This is a genomic window from Streptomyces tauricus (assembly GCF_014650955.1).
GTDB classification, from domain to species: domain Bacteria; phylum Actinomycetota; class Actinomycetes; order Streptomycetales; family Streptomycetaceae; genus Streptomyces; species Streptomyces tauricus.
The window spans coordinates 49,435-70,372 of record NZ_BMVY01000026.1 but is presented as its reverse complement, the minus strand read 5'-3'; the positions used below and the strand labels follow the sequence as shown (position 1 = coordinate 70,372).

The 20,938-nt window shown below is 70.2% G+C and carries 13 protein-coding genes; 5 read left to right on the top strand and 8 right to left on the bottom strand.

From position 1 onward, the window contains the following. Positions 1–182: 182 nt before the first annotated feature. From IE278_RS30405 to IE278_RS30395, 3 genes are all read left to right on the top strand, one after another. Positions 183–734: a tetratricopeptide repeat protein gene (locus tag IE278_RS30405; protein WP_246570854.1), complete on the top strand. Its 552-nt coding sequence runs from the start codon at positions 183–185 to the stop codon at positions 732–734. 74 nt (positions 735–808) lie between these two features. Beyond that, complete coding sequence (locus IE278_RS30400) at positions 809–2,800, top strand: hypothetical protein (protein ID WP_189776581.1); 1,992 nt, start codon at positions 809–811, stop codon at positions 2,798–2,800. A gap of 64 nt (positions 2,801–2,864) precedes the next feature. After that, positions 2,865–3,554 (top strand): TetR/AcrR family transcriptional regulator, encoded by a 690-nt coding sequence (locus IE278_RS30395; protein WP_189776579.1) that lies wholly within the window; start codon positions 2,865–2,867, stop codon positions 3,552–3,554. A gap of 242 nt (positions 3,555–3,796) precedes the next feature. Here the strand turns inward: IE278_RS30395 and IE278_RS30390 are convergent, their stop codons facing one another. The 8 genes from IE278_RS30390 to IE278_RS30355 all read right to left on the bottom strand — a co-directional run bounded on the left by IE278_RS30390 (position 3,797) and on the right by IE278_RS30355 (position 18,351). Then, complete coding sequence (locus tag IE278_RS30390; protein ID WP_189776577.1) at positions 3,797–4,153, bottom strand: 5-carboxymethyl-2-hydroxymuconate Delta-isomerase; 357 nt, start codon at positions 4,151–4,153, stop codon at positions 3,797–3,799. A 29-nt stretch (positions 4,154–4,182) separates the two neighbouring features. Next, entirely contained in the window at positions 4,183–5,802 is a 1,620-nt protein-coding gene (locus IE278_RS30385; protein ID WP_189776575.1) for a fused response regulator/phosphatase, read from the bottom strand. A gap of 70 nt (positions 5,803–5,872) precedes the next feature. After that, the gene (gene pulA, locus IE278_RS30380; RefSeq protein ID WP_189776573.1) at positions 5,873–11,314 is read right to left on the bottom strand and encodes a pullulanase-type alpha-1,6-glucosidase; all 5,442 of its coding nucleotides are present in this window, start codon (positions 11,312–11,314) and stop codon (positions 5,873–5,875) included. Positions 11,315–11,654: 340 nt separating this feature from the next. Beyond that, entirely contained in the window at positions 11,655–13,037 is a 1,383-nt protein-coding gene (locus tag IE278_RS30375; protein ID WP_189776570.1) for an alpha-amylase, read from the bottom strand. A 159-nt stretch (positions 13,038–13,196) separates the two neighbouring features. Beyond that, entirely contained in the window at positions 13,197–14,879 is a 1,683-nt protein-coding gene (locus IE278_RS30370) for a glycoside hydrolase family 13 protein (RefSeq protein WP_189776568.1), read from the bottom strand. A 136-nt stretch (positions 14,880–15,015) separates the two neighbouring features. Beyond that, a complete protein-coding gene (locus IE278_RS30365) occupies positions 15,016–15,927 on the bottom strand; it encodes a sugar ABC transporter permease (protein ID WP_189776566.1) in 912 nt (303 codons plus the stop codon). 13 nt (positions 15,928–15,940) lie between these two features. Continuing rightward, entirely contained in the window at positions 15,941–16,945 is a 1,005-nt protein-coding gene (locus tag IE278_RS30360) for a carbohydrate ABC transporter permease (RefSeq protein WP_189776564.1), read from the bottom strand. Between the two features lie 131 nt (positions 16,946–17,076). After that, entirely contained in the window at positions 17,077–18,351 is a 1,275-nt protein-coding gene (locus IE278_RS30355) for an extracellular solute-binding protein (RefSeq protein ID WP_189776563.1), read from the bottom strand. A 496-nt stretch (positions 18,352–18,847) separates the two neighbouring features. On the opposite strand from IE278_RS30355, the gene IE278_RS30350 reads away from it, so the two are divergent. Both IE278_RS30350 and IE278_RS30345 read left to right on the top strand, forming a co-directional pair. After that, the gene (locus IE278_RS30350) at positions 18,848–19,912 is read left to right on the top strand and encodes a LacI family DNA-binding transcriptional regulator (RefSeq protein ID WP_265650697.1); all 1,065 of its coding nucleotides are present in this window, start codon (positions 18,848–18,850) and stop codon (positions 19,910–19,912) included. A gap of 128 nt (positions 19,913–20,040) precedes the next feature. Next, the gene (locus IE278_RS30345; protein WP_189776552.1) at positions 20,041–20,925 is read left to right on the top strand and encodes a phosphatase PAP2 family protein; all 885 of its coding nucleotides are present in this window, start codon (positions 20,041–20,043) and stop codon (positions 20,923–20,925) included. The last annotated feature ends 13 nt before the right edge of the window (positions 20,926–20,938 follow it).

Genomic DNA, 20,938 nt, shown 5'->3' with positions numbered 1-20,938 from the left:
CCCACGCCTCCGAAAGCCCTCACAGGGGCCCCGGTCTTCGATACGGCTCCCGCACGCCCCGCGCTCAACCGACGACGGCACGAGTGACCGATTCCGTCATACAGGCACCACAGGATGTCCCACAGTGACCTGGGCCACAGAACTGTTCCTTTTGATGGGCGCACCTGTGCGAAGGTGAGCCTGTGACTACAGAGGACAGCGCGACGGACAGGGCAGCGGGCGGCACGGCCGGCGGTGCGGTGGACTGGGACGCGCGCGTGGCCGCCGCCTGGGCCGGCTTCGAGGCCGATCCGGAGACGGACGCGGCGGAGTTCCGGGCGCTGATCGACGCGCTCGCCGCCGAGTTGCCCGCCGGCAGCCCGGCCGCCCCCTTCGAGCGGGCGTGCGCCTGGGACTCGACGGGCCACTCCGACCGGGCCGTCCCGCTGTACCGCGAGGCCCTGGCGCTGGGCCTGGACGGCTACCGGGGCCGGCGCGCGAAGATCCAGCTGTCCAGCTCGCTGCGGAACATCGGTCAGCCGGAGGAGGGCGTCAAGCTCCTCTCGCCCGAACTCGTGGGCGTGTCGGACGAGTTGGACGACGCCGTACGCGCGACCCTCGCCCTGTGCCTGGCGAGCCTGGGCCGCGAGCGCGAAGGCCTCTCGCTCGTCCTGGGCGCCCTCGCCCCCCATCTGCCGCGCTACCAGCGGTCCATGGCGAACTACGCGCGTCTGCTCGTGGAGCCGGAGGGCTAGGGTTCGGCCCGCAAGTCCCGGTGGTGTCGGGGCAGTCCAGGTGACCATCCACCGATTCGCTCGTTCTGCTGAACGTGCAGTCACAGGATGTCGCCCCGCGCCCCCGCCCCGCATCAGCCGCCGCCCCCGGGCCGGTGGTCGACATCGAGCAGGCCGAGGCCGCGCTCGTCGAGCACTACCCGCGGCTCGTCCGGCTCGCCTATCTGGTGCTGCCGCCGAGCCTCGGCCGCAACCGCCGGGTGCTCACCGCGCACGCGCTCACCCAGCGCACCCTGCCGCGCGGCCGGGCCTCCGGCGACACCTCCGTGCTCCCGGCCCAGAAGACCGCCGCCGGGGGCCGTGACGGCGACCCCGGGTACGCGTACGTGCGTCTGCGCGTGCTGCGGACGGCGCTGGAGGCGGGCCGGCCGCTGACCTTCCGGGCCTGGCCCACCCGCGCCCAACTGCCGCCGCTGCTCCCGCAGGTGTGGGGCCTGCGGCTCTTCCCGCGCTCGGGCGGAGCCGACGAACTCGCCCTGGACCAGCGGCTGTCGGCCCTGTCCGCCCCGGCCCGCGCCGCCTTCGTCCTGCGCGGCCTGGAACGCATGGCCGACGCGGACGTACGCCGGGTGCTGGCCGCGGCCGGCGAGGAGGACCCGGCGGCCGCCCTCGCCGAGGCGGACGCGGTGGGCACGGCCGAGGGCGCCGACGCGCTGCTGACCTCCGCCGAGTTCGACCCGTGCTCGCTGCAGGCCCGGCCCACCGATCTGATGCGCCGCCGCCAGCACATCAAGGCGGCGATCGCCGCGGCGGCCGCGGTGGCCGTGTGCGGGGCGCTCCTCGGCATGCCCGGGGACGGCTGGGGCCCCGACGGCGCCGCCGCGCCTCCCTACGCGCGGAACCCGGCGGCCCAGGCCGCCCTGGACCCCGGGAAGCTCACGCTGGTCCCGGCGGGGGCGTGGGAGTCGTCCGCGCGCACCGACTTCTCCGTGTGGCCCGCGCGCGGTGCGCTCACCGGCGACAGGGGCCTGCTGCGCCGCGCGCTCGCCGTATGGGCGCGGCCCGGCGAGTCCGTCCAGGTCTCGGCGACCCCCGGCACCCCCTCGGGCGCCCCGCCCGGACCGCCGCAGCTGCTGTACGCGGGCGAGGTCGACCAGAGCCGGGTGGTGCTGCTGTACGACGGACTGCGGATCGCTCGGTACGCCGAGGCGAAGGACGGCGGCACCCGGGGCGCCGCCCTCGACTTCGCCCGGGTCGACGGCGCCTCGGGGGCCGACGCCGACGCGGTGGTCCTGGGCCGCACCGACGGCAACGTCCGCTATCTGACGGCCCCCTGGGTGCGTACCGCCGCCGTGCGCGACCTGTTGAAGTCCGCCACGGGAGCGCCCGGCGCGACCGGTACGCCTGGGGCATCCGGTACTTCCGGTGCGACGGCGTTGGCGCGTTCGGCGGACGGGGTGACCGAGCCGTTCGCGAGCCCGGCCCTGCAGACCGGTGAGTGCCGTTCCTGGAACGTCCTGGAGCTGACGGACCGGAGCGGCACCCGGCTGACGACCGACCTCGGGGAGCTGACGCCCGCGCGTCTCACCTCGGGCCGTCCCGGGCGTACCGGGGACGCCTCCGCGGCGGACTGGTCCCCGCTGGCCTGCTCCCTCGCGGACGCCCGCGGCCAGGGCGTGCGCTCGGTGAACTCCTGGCGCTACGCCCGTCAGCCCCTCCCCGACGGGAGCGGCACCGCGGAGTGGCTGTGCACCCGCGCGGACACCTGGCGCGGCGGGGGCCCGCGGGTGCTCGCCCAGTTCCACGCGCCGGGGCAGCGGTACGGGGCGGTCGCGGCGAAGGCGGAGAACGCGTCCGCGTGCGGCGCGAAGGACCCTCATGTCCTGGCGGGCGTGCTGTGGAAGTCCGTCGAGGGCGACTGGTACCTCCTTGCCGCCGGCGGCAAGGAGACGGCGTCGATCCGTGCGACGGGCGGCGTCAGCGGGGCGGCACGCAGCAATCTCCTCGCCGTGCGGGCCGAACAGGGCGCGCAGGCAGTCCTGAAGGGCACGCTGAGCAACGGGAGGGAGATCAGCGGGCTGCGCTGATCCGGCCCCGGGCGGCGGCCCGTTCGAGGCCGGTTCCGATCGGTTCGCTCGGTAAGGTGTTCATATGACTACCGGGGTGCGTCGCAGAATGGGCGTCGAGGAGCGACGGCGGCAGTTGATCGGCGTCGCTCTCGACCTGTTCAGCAGGCGCTCGCCGGACGACGTGTCCATCGACGAGATAGCCGCCGCCGCGGGCATCTCACGACCGCTGGTCTACCACTACTTCCCGGGCAAACTCAGCCTGTACGAGGCCGCGTTGAAGCGGGCCTCGGACGATCTGGCGGAACGTTTCATTGAGCCGCGGGAAGGTCCGCTGGGGGCGCGGCTGCTGCGTGTGATGCGGCGGTACTTCGACTTCGTCGACGAGCACGGGCCCGGTTTCTCGGCATTGATGCGGGGTGGTCCCTCGGTCGGGTCCACCACGACGAACGCCCTGGTCGACGGGGTGCGGCAGGCGGCGTATCTGCAGATCCTGTCGCATCTGCGGGTGGACCGGCCGCCGGCGCGGCTCGAACTCGTCGTCCGCTCCTGGATCTCGCTGGCGGAGGCGACCGCGCTGATCTGGCTGGACGGCCGCCGGATTCCGCGCGGGGAGCTGGAGGTTCAGCTGGTGCACGACTTCGCGGCGCTGGCGGCGGTGAGTGCGGCGTCGGATGCGGAGATGGCGGCGATCCTTCGGCGCGCGTTGTCCGAGGAGCCGTCGGAGAGTCCGTTCGCGGACCTGGTCGGCCGTCTGGTGGCCCTGGCCGGCTGACCCCTGCGGCCCGGTGGGGCCGTTCGCGCAGTTCCCCGCGCCCCTAAAAGATTGCGCCGTTCCCCGCGCCCCCAAGAGACTGCGCCGTTCCCCGCGCCCCCAAGAGCGAAAAGACTGCGCCGTTCCCCGCGCCCCTGGAGGGGCGAAAGCTGGGGCGCGGCCCCGCTTTTGAGGGGCGCGGGGAACTGCGCGGCCGACCCGCACCGGGCCGCGCGGTGAAGTCGGCCCGCAGGACCCGGACCTCAGTCCACGAACTTCTCGTACGACGGCTCCAGGTCGCGGACCTCCGCGGAGGCGTGCAGTGCGGCGCCCTCGATCGGCTTCACATGGGCCCGTACGAGTTCCAGCGTCCGTGACGTCAACGCCGTCTTCACCTCGGCGGAGCGCCCCGGCAGCAGCGCCAGCGTGACATGCACCAGCTCGTGCCCCGCCGTGTCGGCCCCGACGACGATGTCGTGCACGACCCGGAACCGGCACTTGCACGCCTCGGGCTTCGCGGCGGCCGTCTCCACCACCATGGTGTGCAGGGCGACGGCGAACCCCTGCCGGTCGAAGGCGTCGCCGAGCGACGCGGAGTAGTCGACGGTGATCTGCGGCATGGGCACTCCTGTTCGGGGGGAAACAACCCTCACCCTAGCCTCAGGGCGAGCAGCGCGATGTCGTCCTCCCGGTCATGGCCGAAGCAGTCCAGGAGGGTGTCGCACAGGGCGTCCAGACCGGGCAGCGCACCGGCGGCGGCCGCGCGGAGGTGTTCCATGGAGGCCGCCAGATCCGTACCCCGGGTCTCGATCAGCCCGTCGGTCACCATCAGGAGCCGGTCGCCCGCTTCGAGGTACAGCTCGGTCGGCGCCGGATGCGGCAGCCCCACACCGAGCAGCGGCCCGGCGGCCTTCGCGTAGTCGGCCGTACCGGTGTCCCGGATGATCAGCGGCGGGATGTGGCCCGCGTTCGCGATACGGGTGCGTCCGGTGGCGGGGTCGATCAGGGCCAGGCAGACCGTGGTGGTGATGCCTGGGTGGTAGTGGCGCAGCATCCGGTCGAGGCGCTCGGCCAGCACGGCCGGGTCGCTCTCGTCGACGCAGTAGGCGCGCAGCGCGTGCCGGATCTCGACCATGACGGTGGCCGCGTCCAGCGAGTGTCCGACGACGTCGCCCACCGCGGCGAGCACCCCGTCGTCGGTGCGCAGTGCCGCGTAGAAGTCACCGCCGATCTCGGTCTGCTGCGAGGCGGGCACGTAGCGGACCGCGACGTCGATGCCCGGCAGTTCGGGCAGCCGGTGCGGCTGGGGCAGGAAGCTGTGCTGGAGGGTGAGGGCGACATGCCGTTCGACCTGGTACATGAGCAGCGGCTCGGCGGCGTATGCCGTGGCCTGGGCGAGCCGGGCCACCAGGGTCTCCTCCTCCGGGTTCAGCCTGCGCATCCCGCGGGTGGGCGTGGCCAGGCACACCGCGGCCTTGCCGTCCTGGGTGAGGATCAGCGCCAGCCGGGCGTCGTGCTGCATGCCTGGCCGAAAGAAACCGGCGGGCCACAGCGGTGCGGGCACGGTGGTGATCCGCACCCCGGACTGACCGCGGGTGAGGCGCCTGAGCAGTCCGGCCACGGCCCGGTGGGCCCCCTCGTCGGGCAGGGCGAGCGAGGTGCGGTCCCGGGAGATGCCGCGGTACAGCTCGTCGTCCGGGCCGAGGAAGAAGACGGCGGCGGGGCCGCCGGTGAGCCGCGCGGTGCCGTTGGCGGCGGCGTCGGCGAGTTCGTGGAGGTTGCGGGCCGCCTGGATGGTGACGATCGTCTCCGACAGGAGCGTCAGCCGCCGGGCCAGCGCCTGGTCGTCGGCGCGCAGCCGCGCGGAGCGCACGGCGGCCCGGACCACCGCGTCGATCTCCTCGGGTTCGGCCGGCACCGCCAGATACGCCTCCCCGCCCGCCTCCAGCCCCTGGCAGCGGTCGCCCGGGGCCAGGGCGGAGGCCGAGAAGTGCACGACGGGCAGGCCTGCCATGTGCGGGCGGCCCTTGATCCGTCGGCAGAGTTCGAAGCCGCTCATGTCGGAGAGGTCCACGTCGACGAGGGCCACGTCGGGGAGGGTTCCCCTGCGCAGCCGTGAGTCGAGTTCGGCGAGTGCCTCGTTGCCGGTGGCGGCCGGGACGACCTGGTGACCGGCCCGGCGCAGCAGGGCGCCCATGGCGTACCGGCCTGCCGCCGTGTCGTCCACGAGCAGTACGGTCGCGTCTGTTCGCCTGCCGTGGACGTCCATCTGCCAGCCCTAGAACACGCCGGTGGGGCGGCCCGGAGTCCCAGGGCCGCCCCACCAATGTAGTGCCCTGTCAGGAGGTGCGGGAGAACACCGCCACGGTCCGTCCGGGAACGGTGAACGTGCCCGTATCCGCCGCGTAGGAAGCGGACTTGACGACGGTGTCCCCGCCGGCTGCCTGTAGGGGGTGCAGCGCGTACCCGGTGTCCTTCACATCCGTCACCTGCTGCTCCCGCGCCCCGGGGGTCGCGTTGAGGACGACGACGAGGTCGCCGAGTTCCATCGTGATCACTCCGGGTGTCTCGTCCTTGCCGGACAGCGGGAAGGACAGCTTCGACTGCACCTGTCCGGCGGTGCCGAGCCCGAAGTCGGCTTCACTCGTACGGATGCGCAGCAGATCCTGGTACGCGGCGGACGCGCCCTCGATCTGCGGGCAGCCCACCTCGACGGAAGTCAGCAGGGGCTTGGCGTAGGACCACTTGGCCTCGTTGTCGGCGGCCGGCGGCAGCCCCCGCCCGAACCCGTTGGGACTGCCGCTGCCACTGCCGTCGCGGCAGTCCCAGTGGATGGCGTTGAACCAGTCGCCGCTGTCGTAGGAGTTGCGGTCGAGGGACTTGGACCGCAGCAGGTCGGTGCCCGCCTGGGAGAGCGCGGGGCCCTGCGAGAGGGTGGCCGTGGCCATCGCGAGGACCTGCATCCGTGCGCGCTCGGCCGCCGAGGTGCCCTTGGGCAGTTTGAAGGCGAGCGCGTCGAACAGCGACTCGTTGTCGTGGGCGTCCGCGTAGGCGAGGGCGTCGCCGGGCGCGTCCGCGTATCCGGCGGGCGCCCCGTTGTAGTCGACCTCGGAGCCCTTGACCCGCTTGCCCGAGGTGTCGGTGAAGGTGTAGTCGGCGAGGTTGCCGGACAGACCGACCTTGATCAGGTCCTGGTAGTGCAGCAGGCGGGCCTTCTGCTCGGCCGGAGTGCCGTTGCCCGTCGAGCTGTTGGGGTCGGTGTAGAGGCCGGAGGCGAAGCCCTGGACGCCGGGGTCCTCGTCGAAGGGGCCGCCGCCGCGCACGGCGTCACGGGCCCGGTCGGAGAAGGTGGCGATGCCGGTCCCGGCCATGTTCTTCTGGGTGGCCTGGACGAACCGCGCGTCGTCCGCGACCTCGCCGAAGTTCCAGCCCTCGCCGTACAGGACGATCTTCTTGCCGTCGACGCCGTCCTTGGCGGGGGTGAGCGCGTCGAGGGCCGTGCGGACCGCGAGGATGTTGGCCTTGGGGTGGTGGCCCATCAGGTCGAAGCGGAATCCGTCGACCTTGTACTCCCTGGCCCAGGTGACGATCGAGTCGACGACCAGCTTGCCCATCATGGCGTTCTCGGGCGCTGTGTTGGCGCAGCAGGTGGAGGTGGCGACCCCGCCGTCGGCGAGGAGCCGCTGGTAGTAACCGGGGACGACCTTGTCGAGGACGCTCGTGCCGGCCTGGCCGCTGGCGGGCGTGTGGTTGTAGACCACGTCCATGACGACCCGCAGACCGTCCTCGTTGAGCGACTTCACCATCTGCCGGAACTCGACCGAGCGGCGCGTCCCGTCGGGATCACTGGCGTACGAGCCCTCCGGCACCGTGTAGTGGTACGGGTCGTACCCCCAGTTGTACGCGTCCTTCGCGGCGCTCTTCGCCACGCACTCCTGCTGCTTGTCGGAGTCGGCGGCGTAGGAGGCGAGGTCGCAGTCGGGCGTCGCCCGGTCCGCCTTCTTCTCCGGAATCGTGGCGATGTCGAAGGCGGGCAGGAGATGGACGTACGAGGTCCCGGCCTCGGCGAGCTTCCTGAGGTGTTTCGAGCCCGCGCTGTCCTGGTCGGTGAAGGCGCGGTAGGTGCCCTTGTCCTCCGCCGGGACGGATCTGTCGTCGACGGAGAAGTCACGGATGTGCAGTTCCTGGATCTGCGCGTCCTTCAGCGGCACGGCCGCGGGCTTCTTCAGGCCCGTCCAGCCGCCCGGCTTCAGGGACTTGTCGTCCAGGTCGACGACGAGGCTGCGCTCGGAGTCCGCGGTGAGGGCGACCGAGTAGGGGTCGGTGACCTTGTTGGTGACGAGTTGGCGGACGCTGGGCGCCCACACCTTCACCACGTACCGGTACGGCTTGTTCTTCCAGGACCCAGGACCGGTGACGGACCAGACCCCGGAGGCGGGGTCCCGCTTCATGGCGGTGGTGGTGCCGCCGATCTCCAGCGCCACCTCCTGGGCGGTCGGCGCCCAGACGGCCAGCGTGGGCCGGCCGCCGCGGAACGTCGGGCCGAGGTCCGCCTCGGTCGCGGCCGTCCCGTACACGTCGTCGAGCACGCCCGCGATCTGTACGCCCGTCGCCGCGAGTACCGCGCCGTTGGCGGCCCGCTGGGAGGCGACCAGCTGGCCGCGCAGGGCTTCGCGCACCCGGTCGCGGTCGCGCGGGTCGACGGTCCAGGCGCTGTACTCCTTCAGGTGCGGGAACCTGGCCTTCTGGGCGTCGGTCAGCGAGGTCTTCCCCAGCCTCAGCCACCGCTCGTCGGTGCTGGTGAGCGTGGACTTCTCGACCTTGATGCTCCCGTTGCGCGAGGAGAGCAACTGGGTCGACGCGGCGCTCTCGGCACCGTTCCAGGCGACGGTGTTCCGGTCGATCCAGACCGCCTTGGAGGTGGTCAGGTCGAGCGCGGCGGCGCTGCCCGCGGGCTGCGGCAGCAGGTACTTCTCCTGGCCGCCCAGCAGCCACACCTCGTGGCCGTTCGCCGTGAGGTCGAGCGACTGGTCGGTGGGCAGGTCCTTCTCGTCGCCCTTGTGGAGGATGTAGCTGAGGCTGGTGGCCCCTTCGGCGAGCGGCACCTCGTAGACGGCGCCGTACGGGTCGGTGCGCACCGGCTCCAGGGGCTTCGACCAGTCCGTGGGGTTCGCGGCGCCGGTCCAGGTGTGCAGGCCCCAGCCGGCGTAGTCGCCGTCGGGGCGGTGGTAGTGCAGGACCGCCTTGGTCCTGTCCGGTGCCGGGTAGTCGGCGGCGGGCTTCTCGGTCCGTACGGCCTCCTTGCCCTGCTCGACCCAGACCTCGCCGGTCTTCGTGACGTCGATCGTGCGGTCGGCGGAGACGTCCTTGGTGCCGTCCTTGTCGATGACGAGGAAGTTCACGGTCGAGGCGCCCGGCTTCAACTTCACGTGGGCGAAGGCCCCGTAGGCGTCCCGGCCGACGAAGTCGTGCCCCTCGGGCCAGGTGGTCCCCTCCCCTTCGGCGATGTCACCCCAGGCGTACAGCCGCCAGTCGGTGTAGTCCCCGTCGGCACGCTTGTAGTGGACGATCGCGTAGTCGCGCGAGGAGGCGGACGGCACCTCCTCCACGGGCGGGGTGCCGGTGGTGGATGCGGCCGTCGCACTCGCCGTACGGCCGGCCGAGTCGACGACAACGGCCTTGTAGCGCAGGGCGGTTCCGGCCGGTACGCCGTCGCCGACGATCTGGGTGACCTTGTACGGGGCGTGGTCGGCGGAGCCGAGCGTCTTCCACTTGCCGTTGCCGACCTGGGCGGCGAAGACGACCCGGTTGAGCTGTCCCCCGTCCACGTCGGCGGTGATCTCGACGGTGCCGGTGGCGCCCGCGGCGGGCGCCTTCAGCGTGACGGTCGGTTCGGTGGCGGGCGCGGCGAGCCGGCCCGCCGCCTTGTAGACGACCGAGGAACCGGCCGGGACGGTCACACTCACCTGCCGGTCGGAGCCGCTCTTCAGCGACTTGTCTGTTCCGTGGATCCCGCGGAAGGTCATGCCCGCCGAGCCGGTCGCGAAGGTCGCGCTCTTCGCCTCGCCCGCGTTGTTCACGGCGACGACGTACTCGACACCGGTCCTCGCGTCCGTACGGGAGAAGGCGTAGACGCCGGCGCCGTCGGCCGCGTACCGCTCGGTCTGCACACCGTCCGCCAGGGCGGGGTTGGCCTTGCGGAGCCCCGCGAGCGCGGCGATCTGCCGGTACAGGGGCGCGCTCGTGTCGTACGCGTCCTCGGCGTGGGTGCGGTCGGTGCCGAGCTGGTCGTCGTCCAGGTAGTCGGCGGTCCTCGACGCGAACATCGTCTGGCGGGCGTCCTTGTCACCGCCCGCGCCGGTGAAGCCCTGCTCGTCGCCGTAGTAGACGACGGGGTTGCCGCGCCCGAGGAACATCAGCTCGTTGGCCAGCTTGCCCTTCTTCACCAACTGGGCTTCCGACGCACCGGGGTTGTCCTGCTTGAGGAAGCTGCCGATGCGGCCCATGTCGTGGTTGCCGAGGAAGGTGACCTGCTCGTACGCGTCGGCCTTGTCCGTCGTGTACTTGTAGTCGTCCCCGAAGACCGAGGCCAGCCGCTGGGCGCTGCCGCCCTGGGAGGCGTACGCCCGTGCCGCGTCCTGGAAGGGGAAGTCCAGCGTGGAGTCGAGGCGGCCCTCGGTGACGTACGGGGAGGTGATCGACGTGTCGGCCGAGTACACCTCGCCGAACATGAAGAAGTCGTCACGGCCGTGCTTGGCCGCGTACGTGTCCAGGGCGGTGGCCCACTGGGTCCAGAACTCCATGTTGACGTGCTTCACGGTGTCGATCCGGAAACCGTCGATGTCGAAGTCCCGCACCCACCGTTGGTAGATCTTCTCCATGCCGGTGACGACCTCGGGCCGCTCGGTCCACAGGTCGTCGAGCCCGGAGAAGTCGCCCTGCTCGGAGCTCTCGCCCGCGAAGGTCGAGTCGCCGCGGTTGTGGTACATCGACGGGTCGTTGAGCCAGGACGGCACCTTGGCGTTCTTCTTCGCGGCGGCCACCACGGGCGTACGCGGGAAGGAGTCACGGTCGACGGCGGGGAACTCCCGCTCCCCGTCCGCGTAGTCGGTGTCGTCGAAGGGCTCGCCGTCCTTCGTCAGATACGGGAAGGCGCCCTTGGAGAGGTAGGAGTAGGACTTCTCCTCGTAGTCGACGACGTCGGCCGTGTGGTTGGTGATGACGTCGAAGAAGACCTTCATGCCCTTGCCGTGGGCCTTGTCGATCAGCCGTTCCAGGTCCGCGTTCGTCCCGAAGTGCGGGTCGACCTGCGTGAAGTCGGTGATCCAGTAACCGTGGTAGCCGGCCGATGCGTCCGTGCCGGTGCCCTGCACGGGCTGGTTCTTGAAGATCGGCGCCAGCCAGATGGCGGTGGTGCCGAGGTCCTTGATGTAGTCGAGCTTCTTCGTCAGGCCCTTGAGGTCGCCGCCCTGGTAGAAGCCCTTGTCGGTGGGGTCGTAGCCGGTGGCGAGCCGGGAGCCGGTGAGGCCGCCCCTGTCGTTCGCGGTGTCGCCGTTGGCGAACCGGTCCGGCAGGACGAAGTAGAACTGCTCGCGGGTGAGGTCGTTCCGGGCAGGGGTCTTCGCCAGGGCCGCGTCCGAGGGGGGCGCGGGTGGGGCTGCCGCGCTCGCGGCGAGGGGCTGGACCAGCGTGGCGGCGAGGGCGGTCGCGGCGAGGACCGCGAACTGTCTGCGACGCGGGGAACGGGGCGCTCTGGGCGGCGCCGGCCAACTCGGTATCACGGGCTGGACTCCTTGCGGTGGGATCCGCGTGACGGTATCGCCGCCGAAACGCTTTCAGCAAGAGCCTTGCAAGAAGCAGAAAGCTGTTTCAACGAAGCCAAAAGCAAAAAGATTGCGCAGTTCCCCGCGCCCCTTGGGGAGGGGCTGCGCCCCGTCCCACCCAGGGGCGCGGGGAACTGCGCAGTCTTTAGAACCCGCGCCCCGCCCGGCCGCAGGTGGAAGCGGTTTTCAGGGGTGCGGGGAACGGCGCAGTCTTTAGGGCCCGCGCCCCGCCCGGCCGCAGGTGGGCGCGGTTTTTAGGGGCGCGGGGAACTGCGCAGTCTTTGGGGTGCGGCAGGCGTCAGCAGGTGGGCTTGGTCGCGTACACCGCCAGCGCCGCGTTCGCGGCGAGCGTCGCCGTCAGCTGCCCCGAGCCGTTCACCGTCACCGTCGTACCCGCCTGCACATTGCAGTACGTGCCCGCCGCCAGCGACGTCTGATACGTCCGCGTCAGCGACGACGACTCGTGGTTGATGGCCACAAACCCCTTGCTGCCCCGCCCGAACGCGATCGCGTCACCCCCGTTGTCCCACCAGTTGGTGACCGACTCCCCCCGCACGGCGTTGCGGAAGCCCACCATCGACTGGATCTCCGGCCAGGCGTGCTGGCACTTCCACCCGTCCTGCCAACAGGCGCTCACCGAACCCCCGCTGGGCGGCCCGGCGTCCGTGGACGAGAACTCGTACCCCGAGTTGATGTCGGGCGCCCCGTACGGGTACGCCAGCATGAACACGTTCGCGAGCGTGTAGTTCGCGTTGTCCTTGTAGCTCAGCGTCGACCCGTTCCGCTCGGTGTCGTGGTTGTCGACGAAGACCCCCGAGACGCCGCTGCTCATATAGCCCCAGCCCTCGCCGTAGTTCTTCAGGTAGGCGAGGTTCTCGTTGTTGAAGACCCGCTTGAGGTCGAACGCGTACCGGAACTCCTGGACGTCACCGGTCCCGGTGTACTCGGTCGGCTGGACCGCCTCACCGGCCCCGTAGATGGCCTCCTGCTTCCAGTAGGCGGACGTGTTGCTCAGCCGGCCCTTGATGTTCGCGAGGTCGGCGGCCGGGATGTGCTTGGCCGCGTCGATGCGGAAGCCGTCGACGCCCAGCGAGAGCAGGTCGTTGAGGTACTTGGCGATGGCCGAGCGGACGTACTCCTCGCCGGTGTCGAGGTCGGCGAGCCCGACGAGTTCGCAGTTCTGGACGTTCCCGCGGTCCTGGTAGTTGCTGATCTGCGAGGTGCAGTTGTCGAAGTCGGGCGAGGAGTACAGGCCGGGGTAGTTGTACTTCGTGTAGGACGAGCCGCCCGTACCGGTGCCGCTGCCCGCCGACATGTGGTTGATGACGGTGTCGGCGACGACCTTCACACCCGCCGAGTGACAGGTGTTGACCATGTTCTGGAAGGCCGTACGGTCGCCGAGGCGCCCGGCGATCTTGTAGCTGACGGGCTGGTACGAGGTCCACCACTGTGAGCCCTGTATGTGCTCGGCGGGCGGCGAGACCTGGACGTATCCGTAACCGGCGGGGCCCAGCCGGTTGGTGCACTCCTTGGCCACGGAGGCGAAGTTCCACTCGAAGAGGACGGCGGTGACGTCCTTGGTGCCCGGTGGGGAGGCGTGGGCGGTACCGGCGGTGCTCGCGGGGACGACGATCGCGGCGGCCGCCAGGGCGAGCGCACAGGACAGAGCTCTCTTGGCCATGTGGGGGTTCCTTCTCCGTTGAAGGTTCTTGCTGCAAAATTCAACAGCAGTGCGGTGCCGCAGATCGTAGAAGCCCGCCTCCCAAAGCGGAAGACGGGCTTCTGAAAATTCCTGAAACTTCTTACAGGAGGGGTGGGTTGACGGGCGGTCGGCGGACCGTCAGTCGGCGATCCACCACGCGGTGACGTCGGCGGGCAGCTTCGCCTCGCCGTCGTCCGTGACGGTCACCTCACCGCTCGCGAGCAGCACCCGCCCGTACGCGCGGACGGTCGCCGCCTCTCCCCCGGTGTTGGCGGTGCACACGAACGCACCGCGGCGGAAGGCCAGGACGCCCTCGGGTGCCTTCAGCCACTCGACACGGTCGCCCGCGCCGAGGTCGGCCTGCTCACTGCGCGCGGCGAGCGCGGCCCGGTACAGCTCAAGGGTCGAGCCGGCCACCCCGGTCTGCGCCTCGACGCTCAGCTCGCCCCACCCGGACGGCTGCGGAAGCCAGCTGCCCCCGCCGCCGAAGCCGTACGAGGAGCCCTCGCGGTCCCACGGGATCGGTACGCGGCAGCCGTCGCGGAACCCGTCCTGGCCGGCGCCCCGGAAGTACGCGGGGTCCTGCCGGACCTCGTCCGGCAGGTCGACGACGTCCGGCAGGCCCAGCTCCTCGCCCTGGTACAGGTACGCGGACCCGGGCAGCGCGAGCATCAGGAGGGTGGCCGCGCGGGCCCGGCGCAGGCCCAGTTCACGGTCTCCGGCGGTACGGATCTGGGTGCCGAGCCCGGCCGGGTTGGCGAACCGGGTCGCGTGCCGGGTCACGTCGTGGTTGGACAGCACCCAGGTGGCCGGGGCGCCGACGGGACGCATCGCGTCGAGCGTGCGGTCGATGCAGGCGCGCAGTTCGTCGGCGTCCCAATGGGTGCTCAGGTACTGGAAGTTGAAGGCCTGGTGCAGTTCGTCGGGGCGCACGTAGTTGGCGGTGCGCTCGACGGTCGGCGTCCACGCCTCGGCGACGAAGATGCGGTCGCCCGAGTACTCGTCCAGCACGAGCCGCCACTGGCGGTAGATCTCGTGCACACCGTCCTGGTCGAAGAACGGCATGACATCGTTGCCCAGAAGCTTCAACTGCTCGTGGGATCCAAGGTCCGGCAGCCCTTCCGCCTTCACCAGGCCGTGGGCCACGTCGATACGGAAACCGTCGACGCCCATGTCGAGCCAGAACCGCAGGACCGAGCGGAACTCGTCGCCGACCGCCGGGTGGTCCCAGTCGAAGTCGGGCTGCTCGGGCGCGAAGAGGTGGAGGTACCACTCGCCCGGGGTGCCGTCCGGCTCGGTGACACGGGTCCAGGCGGGGCCGCCGAAGATGGACTCCCAGTCGTTGGGCGGCAGTTCGCCGTTCTCGCCCTGGCCCGCGCGGAAGTGGTAGCGCTCGCGCGTAGGCGAACCAGGACCCTCCGCGAGGGCGCGCTTGAACCACTCGTGCTGGTCGGAGGAGTGGTTGGGGACGAGGTCGACGATGATCCGCAGACCCAGTTCATGGGCGTCGCGGATCAGGGCGTCGGCGTCGAGCAGATTGCCGAACATGGGGTCGACGGCCCGGTAGTCGGCCACGTCGTAGCCGGCGTCGGCCTGCGGCGAGGCGTAGAAGGGGCTGAGCCACACGGCGTCCACGCCGAGGTCGCGCAGATACGGGAGTCGGGAACGTACGCCCTCCAGGTCGCCCATGCCGTCACCGTTGCTGTCGGCGAAGCTGCGCGGATAGACCTGGTAGATCACCGCGTCCCGCCACCAGTCACGGCGATCGGCGACGGTCACAAGAGCGGAGTTCGGCGCCGGGTCGGCGGAGTGCTGGCTCATAACATCCTTGATACGTAAGGGAGGTAGCGCCCCGTAGGGCGCGGGGCTGTATCGATATCCGGCTTTCGCCGCGTGGGCGCGACCAGCCACGACGGAGCCGCGGACGACCGACGACCGCGCGGCTCGCCGCGTACGGCTAACCCTTCGTGCCACCCGCGGTCAACCCCGTGACCAAGTTCTTCTGCACAAGGTAGAAGAACGCGGACACCGGGATGGCCACGAGCACGGCCGTCGCGGCCATCAGATTGCGCTGGGCGTCGTGCTCACTGACAAAGCTCTGCAGCCCGACCGCGAACGTGTACTTCGTGTCGGACAGCATGAACGTCGAGGCGAACGCGACCTCACCGAACGCGGTGATGAAGCTGTAGAACGCGGCGACGGCGAGCCCCGGCTTGGCGAGCGGCAGGATCAGCCGGAAGAACGTGCCGAACGGCGAAAGACCGTCGACGCGTCCGGCCTCGTCGATCTCGAAGGGGATCGTGTCGAAGTACCCCTTGAGCAGCCACGCGCAGTACGGCACGGCCGTCGAGCAGTAGACGAGGATCAGGCCGAAGTAGTTGTCGATCAGCTGGAGTTCGCTGAGGATCTCGTACATCGGGACCATCAGGACGGCGACCGGGAACATCTGGGTCACCAGGAGCACCCACATGAACTTCTTGTAGCCGGGGAAGCGCATGCGCGAGACCGCGTAGCCGGTGGTGGCGGCGACCATGACGCCGATGACGGTCGTACCCAGCGACACGACGAGCGTGCTCCACAGCCAGTCGAAGAACGGCGTGTGCCGCAACACGAACGTGTAGTTGTCGAACGTCATCTTGCCGAGGATGCCCCCGGGGTGCAGATAGTCGTCCTTGTCCGGTCCGAGCGACAGATAGATCAGCCAGGCGATCGGGAACAGGGCTATCAGGCTGGCGACGATGAGGATGCCGTGCGAGGTCAGGGCCCCGGCGCGACTGCGCTCGCCGCGCCGCGGTCCCTTGCCGGCCGGTGCGCCGCCCGTGGGGGCCTCGTCCGCGGGGGCGGGGGTCTTGACGGTCGTGGTGCTCATGGGGGCTCCTGCCTCAGATCGCGAGCTGCTGCTCATTGCGGGCCAGCCAGCGGCGGTAGACGGAGGTGAAGACGATCAGGATGGACAGGAGCAGCACGCCGTACGCCGCGGACTGCGCGTAGTCGCGGGGCTGCTGGCCGAAGCCCAGGTAGTAGGCCCAGGTGACGAGGATCTGCGCGTCCGGCGCGGTGTCGCCGAAGAGCAGGAAGATGATGGCGAACTGGTTGAACGTCCAGATGACGCCGAGCAGGACGACGGTGGAGCTGACCGACTGCAGGCCGGGCAGGGTCACGTGCCGGAAGCGCTGCCAGGCATTGGCACCGTCCATCTCGGCGGCCTCGTACAGGACGGGGTCGATGGACTGCAGGCCGCCGAGCAGCGAGACCATCATGAACGGCACACCGCACCAGGTGTTGACCATGATCGCGGCGGTCCGCTGCCAGAAGGTGTCCTCCAGCCAGAGCGGCGAGGGCAGATGTACCGCGTCCAGCACGGAGTTGATGATGCCGCCGTCGGCGAGCATGAACCGCCAGCCGAAGACGGTGACGAAGGTCGGCACGGCCCACGGCAGGACGAGGATGAGCCGGTAGAAGGTCCGGCCCTTCAGCTTCTGGTTGAGCAGCAGCGCGAGGCCCAGCCCGATGGCGTAGTGGAGCAGCACGCACAGCGCCGTCCACACGATCGTCCAGATGAAGTGCGACCAGAACCGGTCGTACGCGGTGGGGCCCCACAGGATGTCGGCGTAGTTGTCCAGGCCGATGAACTCGTACGTGGCGTCGATGTGGTTGACGCCGATCGTGCGGGCCGAGTTGAGGCTGGTGGCGTCGGTGAACGTCAGGTAGATGCCGCGCACCAGCGGGTAGAGCACCAGCACACCGAGTACGACGACCACCGGGGCGGTCATCGCGTACGCGTACCAGTACTTGCGGTACGCGCGCTTCAGGCGCTGGAGCGGGCCGGGGCGCGGGGCCCGGCCACCGCGGCGCTTGCCGGTCGCGCGGTCGATGACGACTGTCATGGTTCGACACCTTCTGGAAAATCAGGGGCTGATCAGCAGGCCTGTCGTGGGCGTGGGCATGGGCATGGCCGGTGGCCGCCGGGTCCGTCCCCACCACGGCGGGCGAGGACGGACCCGGCGGCCACCCGGGCTCACTTGCTGAAGTCCGGGACCAGCTTGGCGATCGCGGTCTCGGCGTTGCTCAGGCCCTTGTCGAGGGACTCCTTGCCACCGGCGATCTTGGGCAGTTCGGTGTCGAGCGGACCCCACAGCGAGCTGTACTCGGGCAGCGCCGGACGCGGCTGGGCCGCGGCGAGCACGCCCTGGTAGCCGGCGATCCCCGGGTCGGACTTGACCTCGGTGGTGTAGGCGTCCTCGCGGGTCGGCAGCGTGGAGTTCTTGAGGGCGATGGTCTCCTGGGACTTCGCCGAGGTCATGAACTTCAGGAACGTGAGCGAGGCCTCCTGGTGGGCCTTGTCCGAGCCCGCGTACACGGAGAGGTTGTGACCGCCGGTCGGGGCGCCCGCCTTGCCGCTGGAGCCGGCCGGGACGGCGGCGATACCGAGGTTGCCCTTGTCCTTGAAGGCCGAGCCCTTGTAGAAGTTCGTGATCTCCCACGGGCCCTGGATGATCGAGGCGACCTTGCCGTTGACGAAGGCGTCCTGGATGTGGGCGTACGCGTCGGCGGTGGTGTCGGCCTTGTGCAGGCCCTTTCCGCTGAACAGGCCCTGCCAGGTCTTGTAGCCCTTGACCGCCTCGGGCGAGTTGACGGTGATCTTCTTGGCGTCGGCGTCGACCGTGTCGGTGCCCTCGCCGTGGAGGAAAGCCTGCGCGTAGTAGGCCTGGGTGGAGCCCCAGTAGCCGTCGACGCCCGTCTTCTTCTTGACCGTTCCGGCGTCCGTCTTGAGGTCGGCCCAGGTGGTGGGCGCCCCGTCGATGCCGGCCTTCGCGAAGAGTTCCTTGTTGTAGACCAGCGCGAGGGTGTCGGTGACCAGCGGCACACCGTACGTCTTGCCCTCGTACTTGGCCTGCTCGATCAGACTGGCCTGGAACTTGTCCTGCTCCGCGAGGGCCTCGGTGCCGTCGAGCGGCAGGAAGAAGCCCTTCTTGGCGAACGCGGGGGTCCAGCCGACCTCGGAACGCAGGATGTCCGGGGCGCCCTTGGAACCGGCGGCGGTGTCGAACTTGTTCTGCGCCTGGTCGAAGGGCACGTTGACGTACTTGACCTTGATGTCCGGGTTGGCCTTCTCGAATTCCTTCACGAGGGCCTTGTACGTCGGTGCCTCGTTGGTGGCGTTGGACGTGTCCCACCACGTGAGGGTGACCGGGCCGTCCGCCTTGCCACTGTCGTCGCTGTCTCCGCCGCAGGCCGTCGCCGTGAGGGCGAGGGACGCCACCAGTGCGGTGGCCGCTATGCCACGCCGCATGAGTTCTCCTTGAGGGTGAAAGCCCGTGTGCTTCGAGGGGGCGGTCCCGTCCGCCGTCCCTGCCGACTCGCCGACCGCACCGTTGCCGCCGTCGGGCGACGTGAACGTAACAGCGTTGAAAGCAGCGCGAAAGACCTTGCAGCAAAAAAGTGCAAGACCGGCGGACAGTTACCCCGCCGTAACCTCTTCGGAACCGTCCCGATCTGCCGCGATGCCTTGCCACAGGGGCATTCATGGGGTGCGGGCCGTCGTGCAAGACACTGCAAGCTCTTGCCATACTCGTCCGTCGCGAGGATCATCGGCGCTCGGCGCCTTGCAGAAACACCCCCATCCGCACGGGCGCACGCGGCGGACGACGACCACCCCGCCACGACACTGCCGACCAGAATCACGAGGGAACGCGATGACGCAGCAGCCCGGAGCGGGCCGTCCGAGTGCCCGCGCACGGCGTTCGTTCAGTGGGCAACGCGATCCCCGGCCGGTACAGTCCAATCCCGTGACCACACGGCTTGCCGACATCGCAGCGCAGGCGGGGGTGAGCGAAGCGACCGTCAGCCGGGTCCTGAACGGGAAGCCGGGCGTCGCCGCCACCACCCGCCAGTCCGTACTGGCCGCGCTCGACGTGCTCGGCTACGAACGGCCCGTACGTCTGCGCCAGCGCAGCGAAGGGCTCGTCGGGCTGATAACCCCGGAGCTGGAGAACCCGATATTCCCGGCCCTGGCCCAGGTCATCGGCCAGGCGCTGACACGGCAGGGCTACACGCCGGTGCTCGCGACCCAGACTCCGGGCGGCTCCACCGAGGACGAACTCACCGAGATGCTGGTCGACCGGGGGGTCGCCGGCATCATCTTCGTCTCCGGACTGCACGCGGACACCTCCGCGGACATGCAGCGCTACGAGCAACTGCGCGGGCGGGGAGTGCCGTTCGTCCTCATCGACGGTTTCTCGCCGAAGGTGCAGGCGCCCTTCATCTCACCGGACGACCGGGCGGCGATGGCGCTCGCGGTCACCCACCTCGTCTCGCTCGGCCACACCCGGATCGGCCTCGCGCTCGGCCCCAAGCGGTTCGTGCCGGTGCAGCGCAAGATCGAGGGCTTCGTCCGCACCATGCAGGACCTGCTGGGGCTGGCCACGGCCGACATCGAGGAGCGCCTGGTCCAGCACTCGCTGTACACGCTGGAGGGCGGCCAGGCCGCCACCGCGGCGCTCATCGACCGCGACTGCACGGCGATCGTCTGCGCGAGCGACATGATGGCACTGGGTGCCATACGGACGGCACGGCAGCGCGGCCTGGAGGTCCCGGACGACATCTCCGTCGTCGGCTTCGACGACTCCCCGCTGATCGCGTTCACCGACCCGCCCCTGACCACGGTGCGCAAACCGGTGCCGGCGATGGGCCAGGCCGCGGTACGCACGCTCCTGGAGGAGATCGGCGGGACCCCGGCGCCCCACAGCGAGTTCGTGTTCATGCCGGAACTGGTGGTACGGGGCTCGACGGCTTCGTCGCCCGGGGACCGCAACCGCGCCCAGGAGAACCACGTACCTAGGGGTACCGCGTAGGGGTGTGCGGCCGGGTCGTGTCGTGCGCGGGAAGTAGTGGTCCACCTACCTCAGGTGGAGAACGTGCGACCAGGACCCACCCAAGGGATGATCGGTCGTGAAAGGCTCATCTGGCAGACTCTGTCCCTATGGGTGAGAGCACCGTGACGACACTGGAAGGCCAGGAGCAGGCCCCTCCACAGCCCGTCGCGGACGAGGCGCACGGCAGCGCGGGACACCGTCTCCTGCGAAGGCTGCGTACGCCCCGCCGCCCCCGGCTCTGGTTCGAGATCCTGCTCATCGGCGTCAGTTACTGGACGTATTCACTGATTCGCAACGCCGTTCCGGAGCAGCGGACCCAGGCGCTGGAGAACGCCGACTGGCTCTGGAGAATGGAGCACCACCTCGGCATCGCCGTCGAGGAATCGGTCAACCACGCCGTGAACTCGGTGACTTGGCTCATCGTCGGCATGAACTACTACTACGCGACGCTGCACTTCGTGGTGACCATCGGCGTCCTGGTGTGGCTCTACCGCAGCCATCCCGGCCGGTACGCGGCCACGCGCACGGTCGTCTTCGCCACCACGGGTGTGGCCCTGGTCGGCTACTACCTGTATCCGCTGGCCCCGCCGCGCCTGATGAACGGCAACGACTTCATCGACACGGTCGTGGTCCACCAGACCTGGGGCTCGATGGCCTCCGGCGACCTGAAGAGCATGTCGAACCAGTACGCCGCGATGCCGTCCATGCACATCGGCTGGTCCCTGTGGTGCGGCCTGACGATCTTCGCCCTGGCGTCGGTGCCGTGGGTCCGCGTCCTCGGCCTCCTCTACCCGGTGGCGACGCTGGTGGTCATCGTCGCCACGGCCAACCACTTCTGGCTGGACGCGGTGGGGGGCATGGCGTGCCTGGCGTTCGGCTACGCGGTGGCGAGGCTCTGGTACGGCTCTCTGCCGCACGCGCTCCCGCGACAGGTCCCGCCCAAGGCCGAGCCCACGCCCGAACCCAAGATCAAGACCAAGACCGGGGCTTGACGGTCCGGGGCCG

Coding starts and splice junctions, on each gene's coding strand:
- IE278_RS30395 (WP_189776579.1), top strand. CDS start 2,865: ATGACTACCGGGGTGCGTCGCAGAATGGGCGTCGAGGAGCGACGGCGG.
- IE278_RS30390 (WP_189776577.1), bottom strand. CDS start 4,153: ATGCCGCAGATCACCGTCGACTACTCCGCGTCGCTCGGCGACGCCTTC.
- IE278_RS30385 (WP_189776575.1), bottom strand. CDS start 5,802: ATGGACGTCCACGGCAGGCGAACAGACGCGACCGTACTGCTCGTGGAC.
- IE278_RS30375 (WP_189776570.1), bottom strand. CDS start 13,037: ATGGCCAAGAGAGCTCTGTCCTGTGCGCTCGCCCTGGCGGCCGCCGCG.
- IE278_RS30370 (WP_189776568.1), bottom strand. CDS start 14,879: ATGAGCCAGCACTCCGCCGACCCGGCGCCGAACTCCGCTCTTGTGACC.
- IE278_RS30365 (WP_189776566.1), bottom strand. CDS start 15,927: ATGAGCACCACGACCGTCAAGACCCCCGCCCCCGCGGACGAGGCCCCC.
- IE278_RS30360 (WP_189776564.1), bottom strand. CDS start 16,945: ATGACAGTCGTCATCGACCGCGCGACCGGCAAGCGCCGCGGTGGCCGG.
- IE278_RS30355 (WP_189776563.1), bottom strand. CDS start 18,351: ATGCGGCGTGGCATAGCGGCCACCGCACTGGTGGCGTCCCTCGCCCTC.
- IE278_RS30345 (WP_189776552.1), top strand. CDS start 20,041: ATGGGTGAGAGCACCGTGACGACACTGGAAGGCCAGGAGCAGGCCCCT.